The following is a 16,653-nucleotide window of genomic DNA, read 5'->3' on the forward strand; positions in this document are numbered from 1 at the left end:
TTTAATCCGCCATACCATGCCACAAACTATTCCTCCCCTGCTGGAAGAACTGCTAAAAAAGCACCAGCCACGGGTCATTATCAAATTCGATGCGAGCGTTAAATTGCCGTATCAAGACGGTGCCGAGAAAGCATTACTGTCACAAAAAATAGGCCACTGGGATGTTCTTCAGAAAAAGATCCCCGGCGTTAGCCTCAAAAAGATTTTTGATCCCGAAACCGAAAAGTGCTACCGTGATCTGATTGACGTGGCTCGGATTCAAAAACCGTCGGAGCCGGTTCCAGGCTTTTTTAACTACTTCTATGTTGATGTACCTCATGAATCCGATTTAGAAGAGTTGATCAAAACCCTCTTAACCTGGGAAATCGTTGAAACAGCCTACCGGGAAGGAATCTGGGTTCCGGCTGACCCGAACCCGTTTGACCGAAACCCTTCTTCCGGGCAGCAGGAGTACCTTGATGCGGCACCAAAGGGCATTGACGCCCGGTTTGCGCAACGATTGTTGCAGGGCGACGGAACGGGAATCAGGGTCGCGCATATTGACACCGGCTGGTTGTTAACTCATCAGGATCTATACCGAACAACAAACGGAATTACCCAGATACCGTCAGTGGGCGCTCCTGCTGTTTATCAGGCTTTGGCTCATGGGACAGGTGCATTGGGAATTATGGCAGCTACTGATAATGAGGTTGGTGGAGTTGGTATTTCGCCCAATGCACTGTATGGAGTAGCGGGAACAGAAACTTCGTATGGTTCTATGTATTACGGAGCACTAGCCGCTGCTAGTAATTGGTGTATGAACAGGCCAGGGAGTATCATAGTGATTACAAAAGCTTTGTTCAGGTATTCGGACTGGGGTCGGTATCACCACTATGTTCCTGTCGAATCGGAACCTATGGTTTTTGAAACTATTAGTCATTTAATAAGCCGGAATATCTGTGTAATCTCTGCGGCTGGTCAATATGCTGACTATGGTATTGATGAGGTATCTGGTGCAGGCTTAAACCTTGACATTTATGAAGACGAACGAGGTAATCGAATCTACAATCGAAGCATCCGCGACTCTGGAGCAATCTTAGTAGCCGCTTCTACTTCTGGAGACTCGCACCGTCGATTAGCGCGATCGAACTACGGGAATCGAATTGATTGCTACGCCTGGGGGGAAAAGATTTACACACCGGGCGATCCAATAAATCAATCGAATCCAGGAGGATACAACACCAGTTTTGGGGGAACGTCCGGTGCTACGGCTATTGTCGCGGGTGCTGCGGCTGTTGTTCAGGGTTTGGCGAAAGCCTTTCGTCCGGAAGGGGTGTTCACACCGGCAGAACTGCGGGGGATCTTGTCAAATCCCAGCCTCAACACACGTTCTGTGGACCCGCCGGTCGACCGGATCGGGGTCATGCCGGATCTTAAAAAGATTGCTGAAACCTATCATCTGGTCAACTTTCCAGTTGAATACAGTCCAAGCTTCAGAGAAGCATTGGCTGACATGGAACGGATGAAGCGTATGCTCGCATTTGCCTGGCAAATTATTGGTCAGATCGGTTTCGATGGCCCGGGCTGGTTGATTCCGGGTAGATTTCCGGGCGGTTTGCCAATCAAGGTTGATCCCTGGGTAGGGCCATTTACCGAGATTCAGAAAGGAATGTCACTGATTCAACTGGCCGAAACATTTACCGGCGATGAGGCAAGTTCTCTGCGGGCGATTGGGGTTGAAACCATTCGGAAAGCTGCGCAAGTGATCGAAAAGGGTTAAACGGTCTACGAGCGCCCCGAAACGTTCGGGGCGCTCAACTTCCCTTCCCGGTTTTTGCTTCCCGCTCCAGCCGTTGGTAGACCGTCTCAAAATCGTTGCCGGCTTTAAGCTGGTCGACCAGTTTCGTCAATCCATTGCGGCCCACCACCGCCAGCCAGCGTGACACTTCCCGACCGGCGGTCATATACGCCAGCATGACCCGGTTGGAATTTCCCGAAAAAAAATCGGTCAGCGATTCAAGTTCGGTCAGCTTCAAAACCACCTGCTGCCCGTGCGATTGCTCCTCCCAGTGATCCTCGAATTCGTCGTGGCGACGCAGGCTGTCGGTGGCCGTCGTAAACCGCTGATCGATCAACAGCGCCAGCCCCTCGTTGAACCACTGCGGAATCTGGCGTTGGGTTTTTAGCCAGCCTAAGCGAGTAAACAACTCGTCGTGGCACATCTCGTGGGCCAGCACATCGGGGTTGCGGCCATACGGATTGATGATGATCCACGATTCGCCCCAGGGCGTTCCGAGGCTGCAACCCGCGCCTTCGCCATCGTGGCAATACTGCTGGTATTGCTCGGGCGATTGGCAGAAAATAACCGTGGCCCGGCCTTTCGCCGGACTGTTCCACAACTGTTCCAGCCGCTTCTTCGCTTCATTGATTTCAAAAAGTAGATAAATCCGCTGGCGTTCCGGGGTGCTGGCGTCGATCCATACTGTGGTAGTAAGCTTCTGAAAGTCAGAACTATATTCCAGAAGTTGACAGCGGAAAATCTGCGGAAAGGTTGCGAAATAAGCCAGTGGCAAAATCAGCAGAAACACCAGGAAGCGGACAAACCAACGCATTAAAATCTGTTTTAGGGTATACCGTAAACCGGTGCCTATTCAACGGTTTCATGGGCCATGATCAGCTCGGCTACTTTCCGCCCGGTTTGCATCGCGGCATTGAGCGAGGGGTAGGCGGTTTGATCCCCGCACTGGTACAAATTTTCCGCGCGTTTCAGCGGAACGTGCTGCGTTCCCGGATAATAGGTTGGGAGGGCTTCCGGAAGATGGTAGGTTTTCAGCCACCGCCATTGGTCGACCTCCTGACCAAACCAGCCGACCAACTCTTTCTGAATCCGTTCGGCCAGGGCTTTTTCGTTCACCACGTCCAGTCCGTGCGTACTGACTGAAATCAACGCCTGGCCGTCGGGGGCGTAGGCGGGAGCCACGTCGTTCAGAATGGCGATGTTATGAATGGCCGACTGGCGGTTTTCATTCAATAACAGCAGTTTTTCAGCACCGGACAGTTTTGCTTTGGGCGACTGCGGGGCCGTAAAATAGGTATTGGTGGTGGCGTTAAATAGGCGCACCGGGTTTTCAAGGCCCAGCAGGCGGTTGGCGGCTGATGCATCGACGGCCAACACAATGGTGTCAGCCTGAAGGCTTTCACCGGTTTCCAGCGTGAGCGTAGAATCCCGGATTTGCCGCACCGGCGCATTCAGCCGGATCTGAGCCGGATTTAATCGCCCGGCCAGTTGCTGCGGAATGGCTTCCATGCCGGCGGCTGGCAGGGCCGCATCACCCGAATAAAAATTTTTGAAACAGAACTGGAAGAAATTGCTCGACGTGGCCAGCGCATCTTCCAGAAAAATACCACCGAAAAAGGGCCGGAAAAACCGGTTGATGATCTGTTCCGAAAATCCGAAATCCTCCAGAAACGTTTCGGTGTCGGTGGCTTCCTGCTGAAAAAAAGCCCCGGTCGAGATCCCCGATACGTACCGCATCAGTTCGACAATCCGCAGTTTATCACTGAAGGTTCCTGCATCGGAAGCCAGCGTCTGGAACAGACCCGACGGTTCGCGCAGTGGATTGATGAACGGAATCCAGCCGCCCGCGGGCCGATGAATCAGCGCACCGGAACGAAACGTCTGTAGCTTCAGCGCACCGTAATCCAGCAGGCGTTGCGCTTCGGGATAGGCGGTCAGCAGGATTTGAAAACCCCGGTCGAGCCGAAAACCGTCGACAACATCCGTCCGGATGCGGCCACCGACGCCGTCGGAGGCTTCCAGTACGGTGGCCTCGATACCGGCCCGGCGGAGGTAAACGGCGCAGGTCAGGCCGGCCATGCCTGCACCCACAATGACTACGGAGGATTTGGACTGCATCAGAATTCAGTTCGTTTTTTTACAAAAATACAGCTTACCGGATAGGATGATTACTTTTGTACTGTTAGTTTCTCATCTCCATGCATTTACTCGTACTGGACAACATCGACTCTTTCACCTACATGCTCGTCGACTACCTGAAACAGGCGGGGGCGACGTGTCGGGTGGTGCGCAATACGGCGTCGCTGGACGAAATCACGGCGGAACCGTACGACGGCGTGGTGTTGTCGCCCGGCCCCGGAACACCCCGGCAGGCGGGTTGTCTGTTAAACGTGATCGAACACTACCACGAGCAACTCCCGATGCTGGGGGTTTGTTTAGGTCATCAGGCACTGGGCGACTATTATGGCGCCCGGCTGGTCAGGGCGGCCAAACCGATGCACGGAAAACTGTCGGTGATCCGGAAATCGTCCGGGGATGCTTTGCTAGCTAATTTGCCGGACGAGTTCAGGGTAACCCGGTATCATTCGCTGGTGCTGGTGGATCTGCCCGCCGAACTGACCGAACTGGCGGCTACGATTGAAGGCGAAAACATGGCATTTCGGCACCATAATCTGCCCCTTTGGGGCATTCAGTTTCATCCCGAAGCGGCATTGACGCAGTACGGATTAGCAATTTTAAAAAATTGGATTACCTTTGTGAAAACAACTAAATAGTGACCTTTTCGTTGTATTTTTCCAATTTTTCTACGACAAAACCAAGACCGCTATGAACTATCGTGTTCGGAAAGAAGGTAACTTCCGTTACATTGATGAAGGACAAGGCGACGTATTGCTTTTACTTCATGGATTATTCGGCGCTTTAAGCAACTGGGACGGTGTAATCAACACCTTCGCTGACCGGTATCGGGTGGTAATTCCGGTGATGCCCATTTATGAAATGCCCATCCGGGAAGCCGGACTGGAAGGACTTGTGAAGTTCATTGAAGACTTTCTGGCCTTTAAAGATTTGGACAATCTGACGTTGCTGGGCAACTCCCTGGGCGGTCACGTCGGGCTGTTGTACACGCTGAAACACCCGGAAATGGTGAAACGGCTCGTGTTGACGGGCAGCTCCGGGTTGTTCGAAAACTCGATGGGCGGTTCTTACCCGAAACGGGGCAGCTACGATTACATCGCCGAACGGGTTGCTTACACGTTCTACGACCCGAAAGTGGCCACGAAGGAGCTGATCGACGAAGTCTTCGAAATTACCAACAGCATTCCGAAATGCCTGCGGATTGTGGCCATTGCCAAGTCGGCCCAACGCAACAATGTGGCGAAGGAAATCCAGCATATTACCATTCCCACGCTGTTGATCTGGGGGCTGAACGACACCATCACCCCACCGGAAGTGGCCCACGAATTCAATCGCCTGATTCCCAACTCAGAATTGCACTTTGTTGATAAATGTTGTCATGCGCCCATGATGGAACATCCGGATCGTTTCAATACGCTGCTGACCGATTGGCTCATCCGACAACCCCTGAATGCCACCAGCCGGCAGAGCGATCTCACCATTGCCTGATGGAATTAAGAAATTTCCGAAAAGATTTTGAAACTCTAACGGAAATTTCTTAGTTTTCAACTATACTGTTCCAGTTACACGATACCGGAAATATCTTCCAGGAATTTTCCGGATGTTTTTGGACAATAAACAGGTACAGAGTAGTAAACAACCGACACCGATGCTGGCCTCCGAACTGATAGACCCGATGATACCGGCCCTGAAGCCGACGGATACCGTTGGGCAGGCCCTCGACTGGATGCAGGAACACCGTGTTGGTCAGTTAGCCATTGTCGATCAGGGCCAGTATAAGGGCCTCGTCAATGAAGACCTGCTGATGGATGTGCCGGATGATACCCACCAGTTGAGTGAGGTCATGCGGCTTTTCGAACACCTGTCGGTCCATGAATCCCAGCACCTCTACGAACTCCTGAGTTTAATTACCGAACACCGGCTGCAGGTGATTGCGGTGGTGAACGACGAACAGGAGTTTGTCGGTACGGTTTCGGCTATTGAACTCCTCAAACAGTTTGCGCAATTGCTGGGCGTTCAGGAAGCAGGAGCCATTCTGATTCTCTCCATCAACGAACGCGATTATTCGATGGCCGAAATCAGTCGGCTGGTCGAGTCGAACAACGTCCGGATCATCAGCAGCTATTTTGCAGGGGCAGCTTACGGGATGCCCGATAAATCGCGGCTCACACTCAAACTCAATCGCAAAGACATTACGCCGGTTGTAGCCACACTCGAACGCTTTGGCTATTCCATCGAAGCGGCTTTTGCCAATACTCCCATTGAATCCATCGATCAGGGACGACTCGATCTGTTGCTCCGGTACCTGGATTCGTAATTCATCCGGCAATCCGTCGGCAGTCGATAGCAGATTCTTGGACTTTTCTCTCATCTTTGCAAATCTGACTGACGAACTGACTGACGATTTTTATGAAAATTGCTATTCACGGACGCAATTTTGTCGACCTGGCGACTCCGTTCATCCAATCCATGTTCGATGAGCTGGCCCGGCGGCAAATAGAAGTGCAACTCTCTGAAATCTACCGTTCGTTCCTGGATTCTGCCGGTATCGCTCACCATTCTACTTTAACGTATACGTCGTACCTCAACATTTTCGACGCCGATTTTGCGTTTAGCCTCGGCGGTGACGGAACGTTGCTCGAAGTGCTCACCCATGCCGGGCCGCGCGGTATTCCGATTGTGGGCATCAACATTGGCCGACTTGGTTTTCTGACCACCATTTCGCCCGAAAATCCGGAATCGTTGCCAAGACTGCTGCAGGCCCTGTCGATCGGCGACTACCGGCTCGATGAACGGACGCTGGTGAATCTCCAGTCGGACGAAGACCTCTTCGACGGGGTTCCGTTCGGTCTCAATGACGTGACCATTACCAAAACCGAAACGTCATCGATGATCACCGTTCACACCTACCTCAACGGTGAGTTCCTGAATTCCTACTGGGCCGATGGCCTGATCATTTCAACGGCCACGGGCTCGACCGGGTATTCGCTGAGTTGCGGAGGGCCGCTGCTGCTGCCACACAACAGCAACTTCATCGTGACGCCCATCAGCCCGCACAACCTGAACGTCCGGCCGATGGTGGTGCCGGATTCAGCGCAATTGTCATTTGAAGTGGAAAGCCGCAGCAACACGTTTCTGGTTTCAGTAGACTCCCGGTTTCGTACCATCAACACCGGTACCCGTTTGAGCGTCCGGAAAGAAAAGTTTGCGGCCAAACTGGTCAAGATGAGCGACGACAGTTTTCTGAATACCCTGCGGAACAAGCTGAGCTGGGGCTGGGATATTCGAAATTAGACCATTAAAAATACCTTTACCGTGCGCTGGAGCCTTCTTTCGCTCAGAATGCGCAACAGTTTTACCGAGCGACCCAATAAAATACCAAAAACGGGCGTTTCAGAGGAGGAGATTGGCCAAACCGGTCAAAAATCCAATCGATGAATCAGAGGCTCCGGGTTTCCGGTGCGGTAGTAAGCAAAGAAACATGAAGAATAACCTACTGATTACCAGTTTGATTGCCGCCACCTGTCTGGCGTTGCAACCGGTCGATGCACAGGCGCAAAATGGCAGAAATCCCTTTGTGCCCTATTCGGAAGTGGGTCTGGGACTGGGAACCGCCAGCTATTACGGCGAGATTGCCGGGTACCGCAAACCCCTTAAATCCACATTTTTGATGATGCGCTGGAGTGCCGGAGCCATGTATACCCGACACTTTACACCCCGACTGGCCGCGCGGGCGTCGTTTACCTGGGCGCGAATCGCGGGCGACGATTATACGTACAACCGCAAAGACCTCAATTCCGGGATTGTTCAGTATGCCCGGAACCTGCATTTTCGCAATGATCTGAAAGAATTTGCCCTATCCGGGATTTACCAGTTTGTGCCGGATGGACGCAATCCGAATTACCGCGCAAAACTGACACCGTATGTATTTCTGGGGATTGCGGCCGTTGCCCACAGCCCGGAAGCCCGAACTCCGGTTGGTTTCGGCACCACGCCCGACGATACGGAACAGCGCTGGGTAAAACTGCAACCGTTGGGAACGGAAGGGCAGGGGCAAAACGGCGTAAAACCGTATTCACTCGTAACCCTGGCGATTCCGGTGGGCTTCGGGGTGAAATACCGGCTGAACGACCGGTTTGGTCTGGCTGGTGAAATTGGATTCCGGTATACGACCAGCGATTACCTGGACGATGCCGGTGGAGCCTACCCCGATCCGACCATTCTGAAAGACGACCTGGCGCGGGTGATGTCCGACCGCCGTCTGGAGCCGACCGCTGCCCGGAAAGGGGGTGACCGCGTTGCTGAATTGCAAAATTACCTGAACACGAACGACCCTATGGGCGTGCTGGCGGCTGATCCCGCTTATGCGACGCGGGGGGCTGACGGGGTTTTCAACGATGGTTACATGACGGTTAGCTTTCAGGTCCATTACGTTCTGACGCCACGAATTAAATGCCCACCAATCAAATAAAGTACGCCTTGTCTGTCTGTCTGCACCGGGTTCATTTTACGTTTAGACGCAAACCGACAAGCCGTCTTCCGGCGGTTTTCTGGTTTCTGTCGGTTTTAAGCGCAGTGACACATTTCAGCGCCTGGGCGCAATCGACTCCGACCTGGGAAGTGGGAGCGGGCCTGGGCGGGATGATTTACAAGGGCGATCTGGCCCCCAGCCTGATTCCGGGAAACATCCGTCCCGCCGGTAATTTGCTGGTTCGCTACAACGTCAGCCAGCCCTTCACCGTGCGGATCAACGCCGGTTTAGGTCAGATTGCCGGGAAAGACAGCCGGTTCAACGATCCGTTTCAACAGGCGCGTGATCTGTCGTTCAAGACCTCGATCCGGGAACTGAACGTGTTGATGGAATACAACTTCCTGAATTATGCCAGCCAGCGGAAAGTGAAAAACTGGACGCCCTACGTATTTGGCGGACTGGGTTTATTTACCTTTAAGCCCAATCCCCAAAGTCCGGGCTATCAGCGGAAATCGCTCTTCAATTTCCCGCTGGGCGTGGGCGTGAAGTATGAATTTAAACGACCCTGGAGTCTGGGGCTGGAATATGGAACCCGGTTTTCCGGCTCCGATTATCTGGACAATTTCGGAGCAAATACCTTTAGTGATACGGATAAATTACGAAACGGCGACCCCGGTTCCAAAGATACATACACCTACCTCGGCGTCACGTTGACCTACCGTTTCTACCGGATTACGTGCCCTGAATAACCATATTCGGGACTTTTTGCGTATTTTCGGCCTTCATACGGATCGAATACAACTCGTTATTGTGAAATCAGGATTTTGGGAAACTATGCGGTGGATCGGCGTCCTAAGCGCTTTGTGGATTGGTTTATCAAATTCAGCTTCGTCGCAAACCGTGGCCTGGGCCGGGTCCGACATTCCGCCGGTCGATTCGATGTGTTATCAGTTTCAGCGGCTCTACACCCAGATTCGGGAAGAAAGTGTGCTGCCGGATTCGGCCCGTAAATTCTTTAGTGACATCATGTTTGGCCTGCGCGGCAAATTTCGCACCGCCGAACCTTTCCGGCTCGACAGCGCCCGGCGCGACAGCATTCTCCAAACCGCCTATTTTTCGTTCCCGCTCCGCAACTACTCTCCCGACGCCATTGGCGGTTCACGTGGGGAAGGCTACCGGGCCAGGGGTTTCGATCTGTTCGATTACAACGTCCGCGGCAGCCACCCCGCCCAGGACATTTTTATCTCCGACCGCAACCAGGACTGCATCGACGACAACACTGACCGTCCGGCCGATGTGCTGGCCATGACCAGCGGGGTGGTGCTGGCCATTGAAACCGCCTGGACGCCGGGGCAGGAATACCGGGGGGGCAACTGGATCTGGATCTACGACCCCATTCTCGACGGCTTGTGGTATTACGCCCACAACAACGCCATTGTGGTTCGCCCGGGCGACTGGGTACAATCGGGGCAAAAGATTAGCGAAGTGGGTCGCACGGGCTTCAACGCCTACGCAACGCGTTCGCCAACGCACCTGCACATCATGTACCTGCAACTCCAGGCCGACGGACTCCCGCAACCCCAAAACCCCTACGCGTGGCTGTTAACCGCCAGGAATTTTAATTAGTGAAGAGTTAAGAGTAAGCTGACGCATTCAACTCGTCAATCTTAACTCATCACTCTTCATACCAGCCGTCGGGATCCTTTCAGCGACTTATTGCAAACCGTCGACCAACCGGTCGTTTCCGGCTGGTTGGGACGCAGGAAGGCGGTTTTACGGACGTTTCCGGCCGGTTCGGGTGTGGCGTAGCGCCGGTTGCGGGAGATGGGTAGAATGTAGAGGAAAGCAATTCTCATAAGTAACGAATATCGAACACTGAATATTGAGTAATGAATATCGAAGTACGGTGCAGGTCTGATTTCGATATTCGCTATTCAATATTCAGTGTTCGATATTGGTAGCGTTATTGCCCCAAAAGAATCTTATTCGTCATTTCTTTATCGATCGTGATATAACCGGGGTAGTTGACTTTCTTATTCCCCAGCGCGAGGGTTGGCTTGATTTTGATCGTCAGCATCGATGGTTTGGCGCTGTTCGAACCGCTCATGTTCCGCACCAGGTCCGTGAAGGCATCGCGGGTTTTTTCGTCGGTCATCAGTTTGTAGGCATTGGCGTTCAGCTTGATCGGAACGCGCGTTGAGCCGCCACCGGGAGCCACTTCGATGCGCTGGTTGACAAACCCGTTGAAAAGCTCCTGTTCCGCGAGCATAATCTTGTATTCCAACTGGTCGATAGCCGCCGTTTTGTTGGTCGGATTGGTGATGTCGATGTTGATCCGGGCGCTCAGCGGAATGCTTTTGGTCATAAATCCCGTGGCCAGTTGCGGATACTTCATGGGATTCAGATCTTCCAGATTTTTCAGTTTCCGGACGTCGATGCCCGACAGGTAAACGCTGTCGGCCGACGTGATATTGAATTTGCAATCGCCCAGGGCTTTGGCCTGCGTGATCTGGCGGTTAACGCTGCATTGGCTGAAAGTTAGTGCGAAGGCAGAAATGGCTACGAAAAACAACAATTTTCTCATGTACTTGCTAGGCTTAATGAATGTTCCCTTTAGATAGACGAAAAAGGGATTGGTTTAGTTTTAAAAATGCCAATTCCCGCTCATTTTTCCCGCTATTCGTAAACACAAAATTTTGCTGTCCATTGTTTTGTAGGTATATTTATACGTTAAGCCGAACGGGGTTAGGAAATGACCCGGAAAATTTGTATTTTTACTATCCGAAATCGTCCTTTTAACCGCATTTCTTATAACAATTCCGTAAAACGGAGCTATACTGATTGCATTCTATGACAAACGAATTAATTGAAGCCGACATCACACCCGAAGAACGTTCCAGAGGTAATTACGATGCAGACAATATCCAGGTCCTGGAAGGTCTTGAAGCCGTTCGGAAAAGACCGGCCATGTACATCGGCGATGTTGGTATCAAAGGGTTACACCACCTGATCTGGGAAGTAGTCGATAACTCCATCGACGAAGCTTTAGCTGGCTATTGTGATACCATTCAGGTTACGATTAACGAAGATAATTCGATTACGGTGAAAGATAACGGTCGGGGTATTCCGACCGGAATGCAGACTAAATTAGGCAAATCAGCCCTTGAAGTGGTGATGACCGTGCTTCACGCCGGGGGGAAATTCGATAAGGATACCTACAAAGTGTCGGGCGGTTTACACGGTGTGGGGGTTTCCTGCGTGAATGCACTATCGACGTTTCTGCACGTCGAAGTACACCGCGAAGGCAAAGTATTCGAGCAGGAATACCACATTGGACAGCCGGTTTATCCCGTTCGGGAGATCGGTACGGCGACGGATACCGGAACAACGGTGCGCTTCAAGCCCGACGATTCGATTTTTACCGAAAGCGTTTACAAATACGATACCGTAGCCGGTCGTTTGCGCGAGCTGGCCTTCCTCAACAAACGCATTCGCATTACTCTGACCGATTTGCGTGATATGAACGAACAGGGCGAACCGCTGCACACGGAGTTCTATTCGGAAGGGGGGCTGATCGAGTTTGTGAAGTATGTGGACGAAAGCCGGCCTTCGCTGGAAGGCATGTCGCCCATTTACATGGAGCGCGAGACCGGTACAACACCCGTTCAGGTGGCGATGGTCTATAACATGGAAGCGGGCGAAAACATCTCTTCCTACGTTAACAACATCAATACGATCGAAGGCGGCACGCACGTGCAGGGGTTCCGCACGGCCCTGACCCGAATTCTGAAAGGATATGCCGAACGCAATGCGCATTTGCTGGGGAAAAATTCCGGCAAAGTTACCTTCGACGGTAGTGACTTCCGCAAGGGGCTAACCGCCGTTATTTCGGTGAAAGTAGCTGAACCGCAGTTTGAAGGCCAAACCAAGACCAAGCTGGGGAACAGCGATGTCGTTGGCGCCGTTAGCTCGACGGTCGCTGAAATGCTCGAAATGTGGCTGGAGGAACACCCGAAAGAAGCTTCTTCGATCGTTCGGAAGGTGTTGATTTCAGCACAGGCCCGGATTGCCGCCGATCTGGCTTATAAACGCATCATGACCGACCGCAAGGACTTCATGAGCGGTATGGGCCTGCCGGGTAAACTGGCCGACTGTTCGGACACCAATCCGGAGAATTGCGAAATCTATCTGGTGGAAGGGGATTCGGCCGGCGGTTCTGCCAAACAGGGCCGTAACCGGGCGTTTCAGGCGATTCTGCCGTTGCGGGGGAAAATCCTGAACGTGGAGAAAGCCCTGGAACACAAGATTTACGAAAACGAAGAAATCAAGAACATCATTACGGCGCTCGGGATTCGCTACGAACGTGTCAACGGCGAAACCGTGATGAATCTGGAGAAACTGCGGTATCATAAGGTAATCATCATGACCGATGCCGACGTCGATGGCAGCCACATCCGGACGCTGATTCTGACCCTGTTTTTCCGCCACATGCGCTCGCTGATCGATAACGCTTTTCTGTATATCGCCCAGCCGCCGTTTTACCTGGTCAAAAAAGGCAAGGAAGAGCGGTATTGCTGGACCGAGCAGCAACGCGAAACCGCTATCCGGGAACTGGCCGGATCGGGTCGTGAGGAGAACGTGAACGTACAGCGGTACAAAGGTCTGGGAGAAATGAATCCGGAGCAGTTGTGGAGCACGACGATGGACCCCGAGAAACGCAGTCTCAAACAGGTGACCATCGAGTCGGCTGCCGAAGCCGACCACGTCTTTTCGACCCTGATGGGCGATGAGGTGGCCCCCCGCCGGGAGTTCATTGAGCGAAACGCCAAATATGCAAAAGTAGACGTGTAAGACAGAGCGGGCGAACAGCCCGCTTTTTTTTGTTAATTCAGGAACGGTTATCCGGAATGATCCGGTAGAAACCGTAATCCGGAGGAACGTCAGGATCTTCTGTTTTTAGGGGCGGTTAGAAAAATAACGGATCAAATCAGGCAGGCTTTCAATAAACCAGTGAATCGTAAAATAAACCAGAATGACCGAAAAAAAACGCCAGGGTATTCTCGATTTTAGCCACATAGTACGGAGGGGGTTAATTTGATCTTATTTTTAGAGTAACGGCAATTTGAATCAACGGATTGATACCACCGGGAATTTTTAGTTACTATCCAAAAGGCTCAATAAATGGCACCTATTAAAAAACGACAGAATAGAGTAGAATTGATGGTATACTGCTGAATTTGAGCAGATAAAGCGGCTGAACAACTCATGGCTGCTTAGAATAAAAGGCTGTGAAAGGACTATTTTTAGAATAACTCACCGTGGAAAAAGGATATCCGGCGCCAAAATAGTTTTTGAAGCGGCCCTGGATCATCATAATTGGTTTAATAATCTGCCAATTCGAGCAGGAACTATGATTGGTATTGCCAATGAAACGATTTGTTTGTTTTTTTATTGTTGCGCTGATCTGCCGCATAAAAGATGAATAAATGGTGCTAACTGATAGGCTCCATTGCCCGGATCATGCTTCAGTGGGACAGCATGTACGAGTCATCATAAGTCAGTGTGTTTTTTAGATCAGTCGTTATAAAAATCGATATATTGATCCTGCTATTAGATTGATAATGCGCAATTCTCGTACCAAAATTTTTAAAATATGAACGGATATTTCAATTATAAATAAATTATTTTTGCATATGCAATAATTGAAAAGCTGTAATATTGCAAGAATTAGTGCGAAGAATGCTTCGGTGTTTTTTTACCGTTTTTTTGAGTGGACGCCCCTTCTGGTACAAAATCTGTTTGTATGAAGTGACACGTAGGTGCCGTAAACTAAAAAGTAGCGTACGAAGTTGTTATACTGTGCGTTACTTGAATACAATAAAGTTCATCCCTACCTATGACCGGCAAAAGTCCTTCACAAAAAGATAATATGGAAAGGAAGGGTTCTTTCGGGAATCTTTTCTCGTTTTTCTCAGGGCGTAAAGTAACTTTACCATCCGATTCGGAAGATGGTAAGGCTATGAAAATAAATGAAAAACTGGCGAATGTCATCGACCAGAGCAACTACATCAGCCGTGACCTGAGCTGGCTGAAATTCAACGACCGGGTATTGGATCAGGCCCGAACGCCGGAACGCCATTTGCTCGACCGGCTCAAGTTCCTCGCCATTACGGCATCGAACCTGGACGAGTTTTTTACCATTCGCATCGGGAGCCTCTACAATTACCTCGACTACGGAAAAGAGCGCGTCGACTACTCCGGTTTGCGGGAAATTCCTTTCCGAAAAGCCCTGATGACGGCGGCACAGCAATTCAGCCGGGACCAGCGTGCGGTTTTTGATGAATTGAAAGCGTCGTTCAAGGACATTGACTTTCGATTTGTCGGACTGGATGACCTTACCGACGACGAGCGGGTGAAGGCGGTCGATTATTTCGACCGGACCATTTATCCCATGCTGACGCCGATGGTCTACGACTATACACACACCTTTCCGATGTTGCTGGCAAAGGTGCTGATTTTCAGCGTCGTGACCCAGGACCCCAGCCGCCCGGTGAAAGCCGGAGACGATGACGAGAACCAGCGGTTATCGTTCGTTCAGATTCCGGCCAATTTGCCCCGTTTCATGCCGTTTGAACGCAAAGATGAAACCTGTTTTCTGCCGATTGAAGAGATTATTCGTCAGGAAATCAAGAAGCTATACCGAAATGTAGAAATCGACTCGGTAAATCTGATGCGGATAACGCGAAACGGTGATTTTACCCTGGAAGAAAGCGACGACATCGAAAACGATTTTATCGACGAGATCAAGCAGAAAATCAAGAACCGTCGGCTGGGTCGCGTGGTTCGTGTCGAAATCGAACCCAATGCGTCGGAATGGATGGTAAATCTGTTGAAAAAGCGCTGGGAAATCGATGACTACAATTTGTTTGAAAATGCGCAACTGATTGATTATACGAGTCTTTGGCAGGTCGTTCGGCACCCGGAATTTCGCGATGAACTGCCCACGCCCCCGGCTCCCGTACCGGCTCTGGGAATGCGCCGGGAGAAAAATGCGGACATCTTCGAGTTGATGAAAGAGCGGGATATTCTGCTCCATCATCCCTACAACAACTTCGAGCCGGTGATGTCGCTGCTGGAACAGGCCGCCGAGGACCCGAATGTACTGGCTATCAAGCTCACGATTTATCGTCTGGCCAAACGGTCGCGCATCACGGAGGCTTTGCTGAAAGCCGCCGAAAACGGCAAACACGTTTCGGTTTTGTTTGAAGTAAAAGCCCGTTTCGACGAAGAAAACAACATTCGGGAAGCCCAGCGGCTGCAAAAAGCCGGGTGCTTTGTGATTTACGGAATCAGCAGTTACAAAACGCACACGAAACTGCTGCTCGTGGTGCGGAGCGAAGGCTCGCGCGTGGTGCGGTATGCCCACCTGTCGAGTGGAAACTATAATGAGGAGACTTCCAAACTCTACACCGACATTGGCCTATTGACCACCGACGAGGTGTATACGCACGATATTTCCGAATTTTTCAATGTCATTACCGGACACTCACTCCCCAACGATTACCAGTATTTGATTACCGCCCCGCGCGACATGCGGAAGCAACTGGTCAAGCTCATCCGGGCCGAATCCGAAAACGCCAGAGCGGGGTTGCCGAGCGGTATTTGCATCAAAATCAACTCCCTGGAAGATCAGGAAGTGATCGATGAACTCTATAAAGCGTCTCAGTCGGGGGTGCCTATCCGGCTGATCGTACGCGGTATTTGCTGCCTGCGGCCCCATCGGCAGGGGTTGAGTGAGAACATCACCGTCCGGTCCATTGTCGGTGATTTTCTGGAACACACGCGTCTGTTTTATTTCCATAACAACGACGATCCGAAGATTTACGGCGGCAGTGCCGACGTGATGGTGCGCAGTTTCGACCGGCGCATCGAGTCGTTGTTCTTGCTGGTGGACAAACGGGTGAAACAGCAGGCCATTCATCTGCTGGACTACAATCTGCGTGACAATGTTAACGCTTATGAACTTCACGAAGACGGTGTTTATGTCAAATGCTGTGCGAATGAAGAAACGGATCCGCCGTTTAACATTCAGAAGAAGTTTTTTGAGGTGACGCAGAAGGAAGTCATGCAGGCCAAACTATTCGTGAACGAAAAACCGATCGAGCCTGAGCCACCCCAACCGGAAACACAGCCGGAAGCAGCAGTTCAGGCGAGTTGATGCGGTTTACGGTATTCGGTATTCAGTTTACGGTTTACGGTGGCTGACGCG

The 16,653-nt window shown here is 51.4% G+C and carries 14 protein-coding genes; 10 read left to right on the plus strand and 4 right to left on the minus strand.

Going from position 1 to position 16,653, the window contains the following annotated elements:
• The first annotated feature begins 16 nt into the window (after positions 1-16).
• Positions 17-1,759: a S8 family serine peptidase gene (locus ACO064_RS22825; RefSeq protein WP_421829525.1), complete on the plus strand. Its 1,743-nt coding sequence runs from the start codon at positions 17-19 to the stop codon at positions 1,757-1,759.
• Positions 1,760-1,793: 34 nt separating this feature from the next.
• Here ACO064_RS22825 and ACO064_RS22830 read toward each other — a convergent pair whose 3' ends face one another.
• Positions 1,794-2,591 carry a hypothetical protein gene (locus tag ACO064_RS22830; protein WP_421829526.1) on the minus strand — a complete coding sequence of 266 codons (798 nt, stop codon included), beginning with the start codon at positions 2,589-2,591 and terminating at the stop codon, positions 1,794-1,796.
• 35 nt (positions 2,592-2,626) lie between these two features.
• Entirely contained in the window at positions 2,627-3,895 is a 1,269-nt protein-coding gene (locus ACO064_RS22835) for an NAD(P)/FAD-dependent oxidoreductase (RefSeq protein WP_421829527.1), read from the minus strand.
• A gap of 80 nt (positions 3,896-3,975) precedes the next feature.
• Between ACO064_RS22835 and ACO064_RS22840 the strand changes: the two genes are divergently transcribed.
• The 7 genes from ACO064_RS22840 to ACO064_RS22870 all read left to right on the plus strand — a co-directional run bounded on the left by ACO064_RS22840 (position 3,976) and on the right by ACO064_RS22870 (position 10,010).
• Positions 3,976-4,551 carry an anthranilate synthase component II gene (locus ACO064_RS22840; RefSeq protein ID WP_421829528.1) on the plus strand — a complete coding sequence of 192 codons (576 nt, stop codon included), beginning with the start codon at positions 3,976-3,978 and terminating at the stop codon, positions 4,549-4,551.
• Between the two features lie 52 nt (positions 4,552-4,603).
• A complete protein-coding gene (locus tag ACO064_RS22845; protein WP_421829529.1) occupies positions 4,604-5,401 on the plus strand; it encodes an alpha/beta fold hydrolase in 798 nt (265 codons plus the stop codon).
• Positions 5,402-5,561: 160 nt separating this feature from the next.
• On the plus strand, positions 5,562-6,230 hold the full coding sequence (locus ACO064_RS22850) for a CBS domain-containing protein (protein WP_114409423.1): 669 nt from the start codon (positions 5,562-5,564) through the stop codon (positions 6,228-6,230).
• A 92-nt stretch (positions 6,231-6,322) separates the two neighbouring features.
• Positions 6,323-7,207: an NAD kinase gene (locus tag ACO064_RS22855; RefSeq protein WP_421829530.1), complete on the plus strand. Its 885-nt coding sequence runs from the start codon at positions 6,323-6,325 to the stop codon at positions 7,205-7,207.
• 187 nt (positions 7,208-7,394) lie between these two features.
• A complete protein-coding gene (locus ACO064_RS22860; protein ID WP_421829531.1) occupies positions 7,395-8,384 on the plus strand; it encodes a DUF6089 family protein in 990 nt (329 codons plus the stop codon).
• Positions 8,366-9,133: a DUF6089 family protein gene (locus ACO064_RS22865; RefSeq protein ID WP_421829532.1), complete on the plus strand. Its 768-nt coding sequence runs from the start codon at positions 8,366-8,368 to the stop codon at positions 9,131-9,133. The genes ACO064_RS22860 and ACO064_RS22865 overlap by 19 nt, the downstream gene beginning before the upstream one ends.
• Positions 9,134-9,218: 85 nt before the next feature.
• A complete protein-coding gene (locus ACO064_RS22870; protein ID WP_421829533.1) occupies positions 9,219-10,010 on the plus strand; it encodes a M23 family metallopeptidase in 792 nt (263 codons plus the stop codon).
• A 56-nt stretch (positions 10,011-10,066) separates the two neighbouring features.
• Here the strand turns inward: ACO064_RS22870 and ACO064_RS22875 are convergent, their stop codons facing one another.
• Together ACO064_RS22875 and ACO064_RS22880 are read right to left on the minus strand one after the other, a co-directional pair.
• Positions 10,067-10,240 (minus strand): hypothetical protein, encoded by a 174-nt coding sequence (locus ACO064_RS22875; RefSeq protein WP_421829534.1) that lies wholly within the window; start codon positions 10,238-10,240, stop codon positions 10,067-10,069.
• Positions 10,241-10,347: 107 nt separating this feature from the next.
• Complete coding sequence (locus tag ACO064_RS22880; protein ID WP_138989536.1) at positions 10,348-10,968, minus strand: hypothetical protein; 621 nt, start codon at positions 10,966-10,968, stop codon at positions 10,348-10,350.
• A 266-nt stretch (positions 10,969-11,234) separates the two neighbouring features.
• On the opposite strand from ACO064_RS22880, the gene gyrB reads away from it, so the two are divergent.
• Both gyrB and ppk1 read left to right on the plus strand, forming a co-directional pair.
• Entirely contained in the window at positions 11,235-13,235 is a 2,001-nt protein-coding gene (gene gyrB / locus ACO064_RS22885; protein WP_421829535.1) for a DNA topoisomerase (ATP-hydrolyzing) subunit B, read from the plus strand.
• 1,045 nt (positions 13,236-14,280) lie between these two features.
• The gene (gene ppk1, locus ACO064_RS22890) at positions 14,281-16,602 is read left to right on the plus strand and encodes a polyphosphate kinase 1 (protein WP_421829536.1); all 2,322 of its coding nucleotides are present in this window, start codon (positions 14,281-14,283) and stop codon (positions 16,600-16,602) included.
• Positions 16,603-16,653: the final 51 nt, after the last annotated feature.

It is taken from the genome of Larkinella sp. (assembly GCF_965227735.1).
Taxonomy (GTDB): Bacteria; Bacteroidota; Bacteroidia; order Cytophagales; family Spirosomataceae; genus Larkinella.

Coding starts and splice junctions, on each gene's coding strand:
- ACO064_RS22825 (WP_421829525.1), top strand. CDS start 17: ATGCCACAAACTATTCCTCCCCTGCTGGAAGAACTGCTAAAAAAGCAC.
- ACO064_RS22835 (WP_421829527.1), bottom strand. CDS start 3,895: ATGCAGTCCAAATCCTCCGTAGTCATTGTGGGTGCAGGCATGGCCGGC.
- ACO064_RS22850 (WP_114409423.1), top strand. CDS start 5,562: ATGCTGGCCTCCGAACTGATAGACCCGATGATACCGGCCCTGAAGCCG.
- ACO064_RS22845 (WP_421829529.1), top strand. CDS start 4,604: ATGAACTATCGTGTTCGGAAAGAAGGTAACTTCCGTTACATTGATGAA.
- ACO064_RS22870 (WP_421829533.1), top strand. CDS start 9,219: ATGCGGTGGATCGGCGTCCTAAGCGCTTTGTGGATTGGTTTATCAAAT.
- ACO064_RS22860 (WP_421829531.1), top strand. CDS start 7,395: ATGAAGAATAACCTACTGATTACCAGTTTGATTGCCGCCACCTGTCTG.
- ACO064_RS22880 (WP_138989536.1), bottom strand. CDS start 10,968: ATGAGAAAATTGTTGTTTTTCGTAGCCATTTCTGCCTTCGCACTAACT.
- ppk1 (WP_421829536.1), top strand. CDS start 14,281: ATGACCGGCAAAAGTCCTTCACAAAAAGATAATATGGAAAGGAAGGGT.
- ACO064_RS22830 (WP_421829526.1), bottom strand. CDS start 2,591: ATGCGTTGGTTTGTCCGCTTCCTGGTGTTTCTGCTGATTTTGCCACTG.
- ACO064_RS22865 (WP_421829532.1), top strand. CDS start 8,366: ATGCCCACCAATCAAATAAAGTACGCCTTGTCTGTCTGTCTGCACCGG.
- ACO064_RS22875 (WP_421829534.1), bottom strand. CDS start 10,240: ATGAGAATTGCTTTCCTCTACATTCTACCCATCTCCCGCAACCGGCGC.
- ACO064_RS22840 (WP_421829528.1), top strand. CDS start 3,976: ATGCATTTACTCGTACTGGACAACATCGACTCTTTCACCTACATGCTC.
- gyrB (WP_421829535.1), top strand. CDS start 11,235: ATGACAAACGAATTAATTGAAGCCGACATCACACCCGAAGAACGTTCC.
- ACO064_RS22855 (WP_421829530.1), top strand. CDS start 6,323: ATGAAAATTGCTATTCACGGACGCAATTTTGTCGACCTGGCGACTCCG.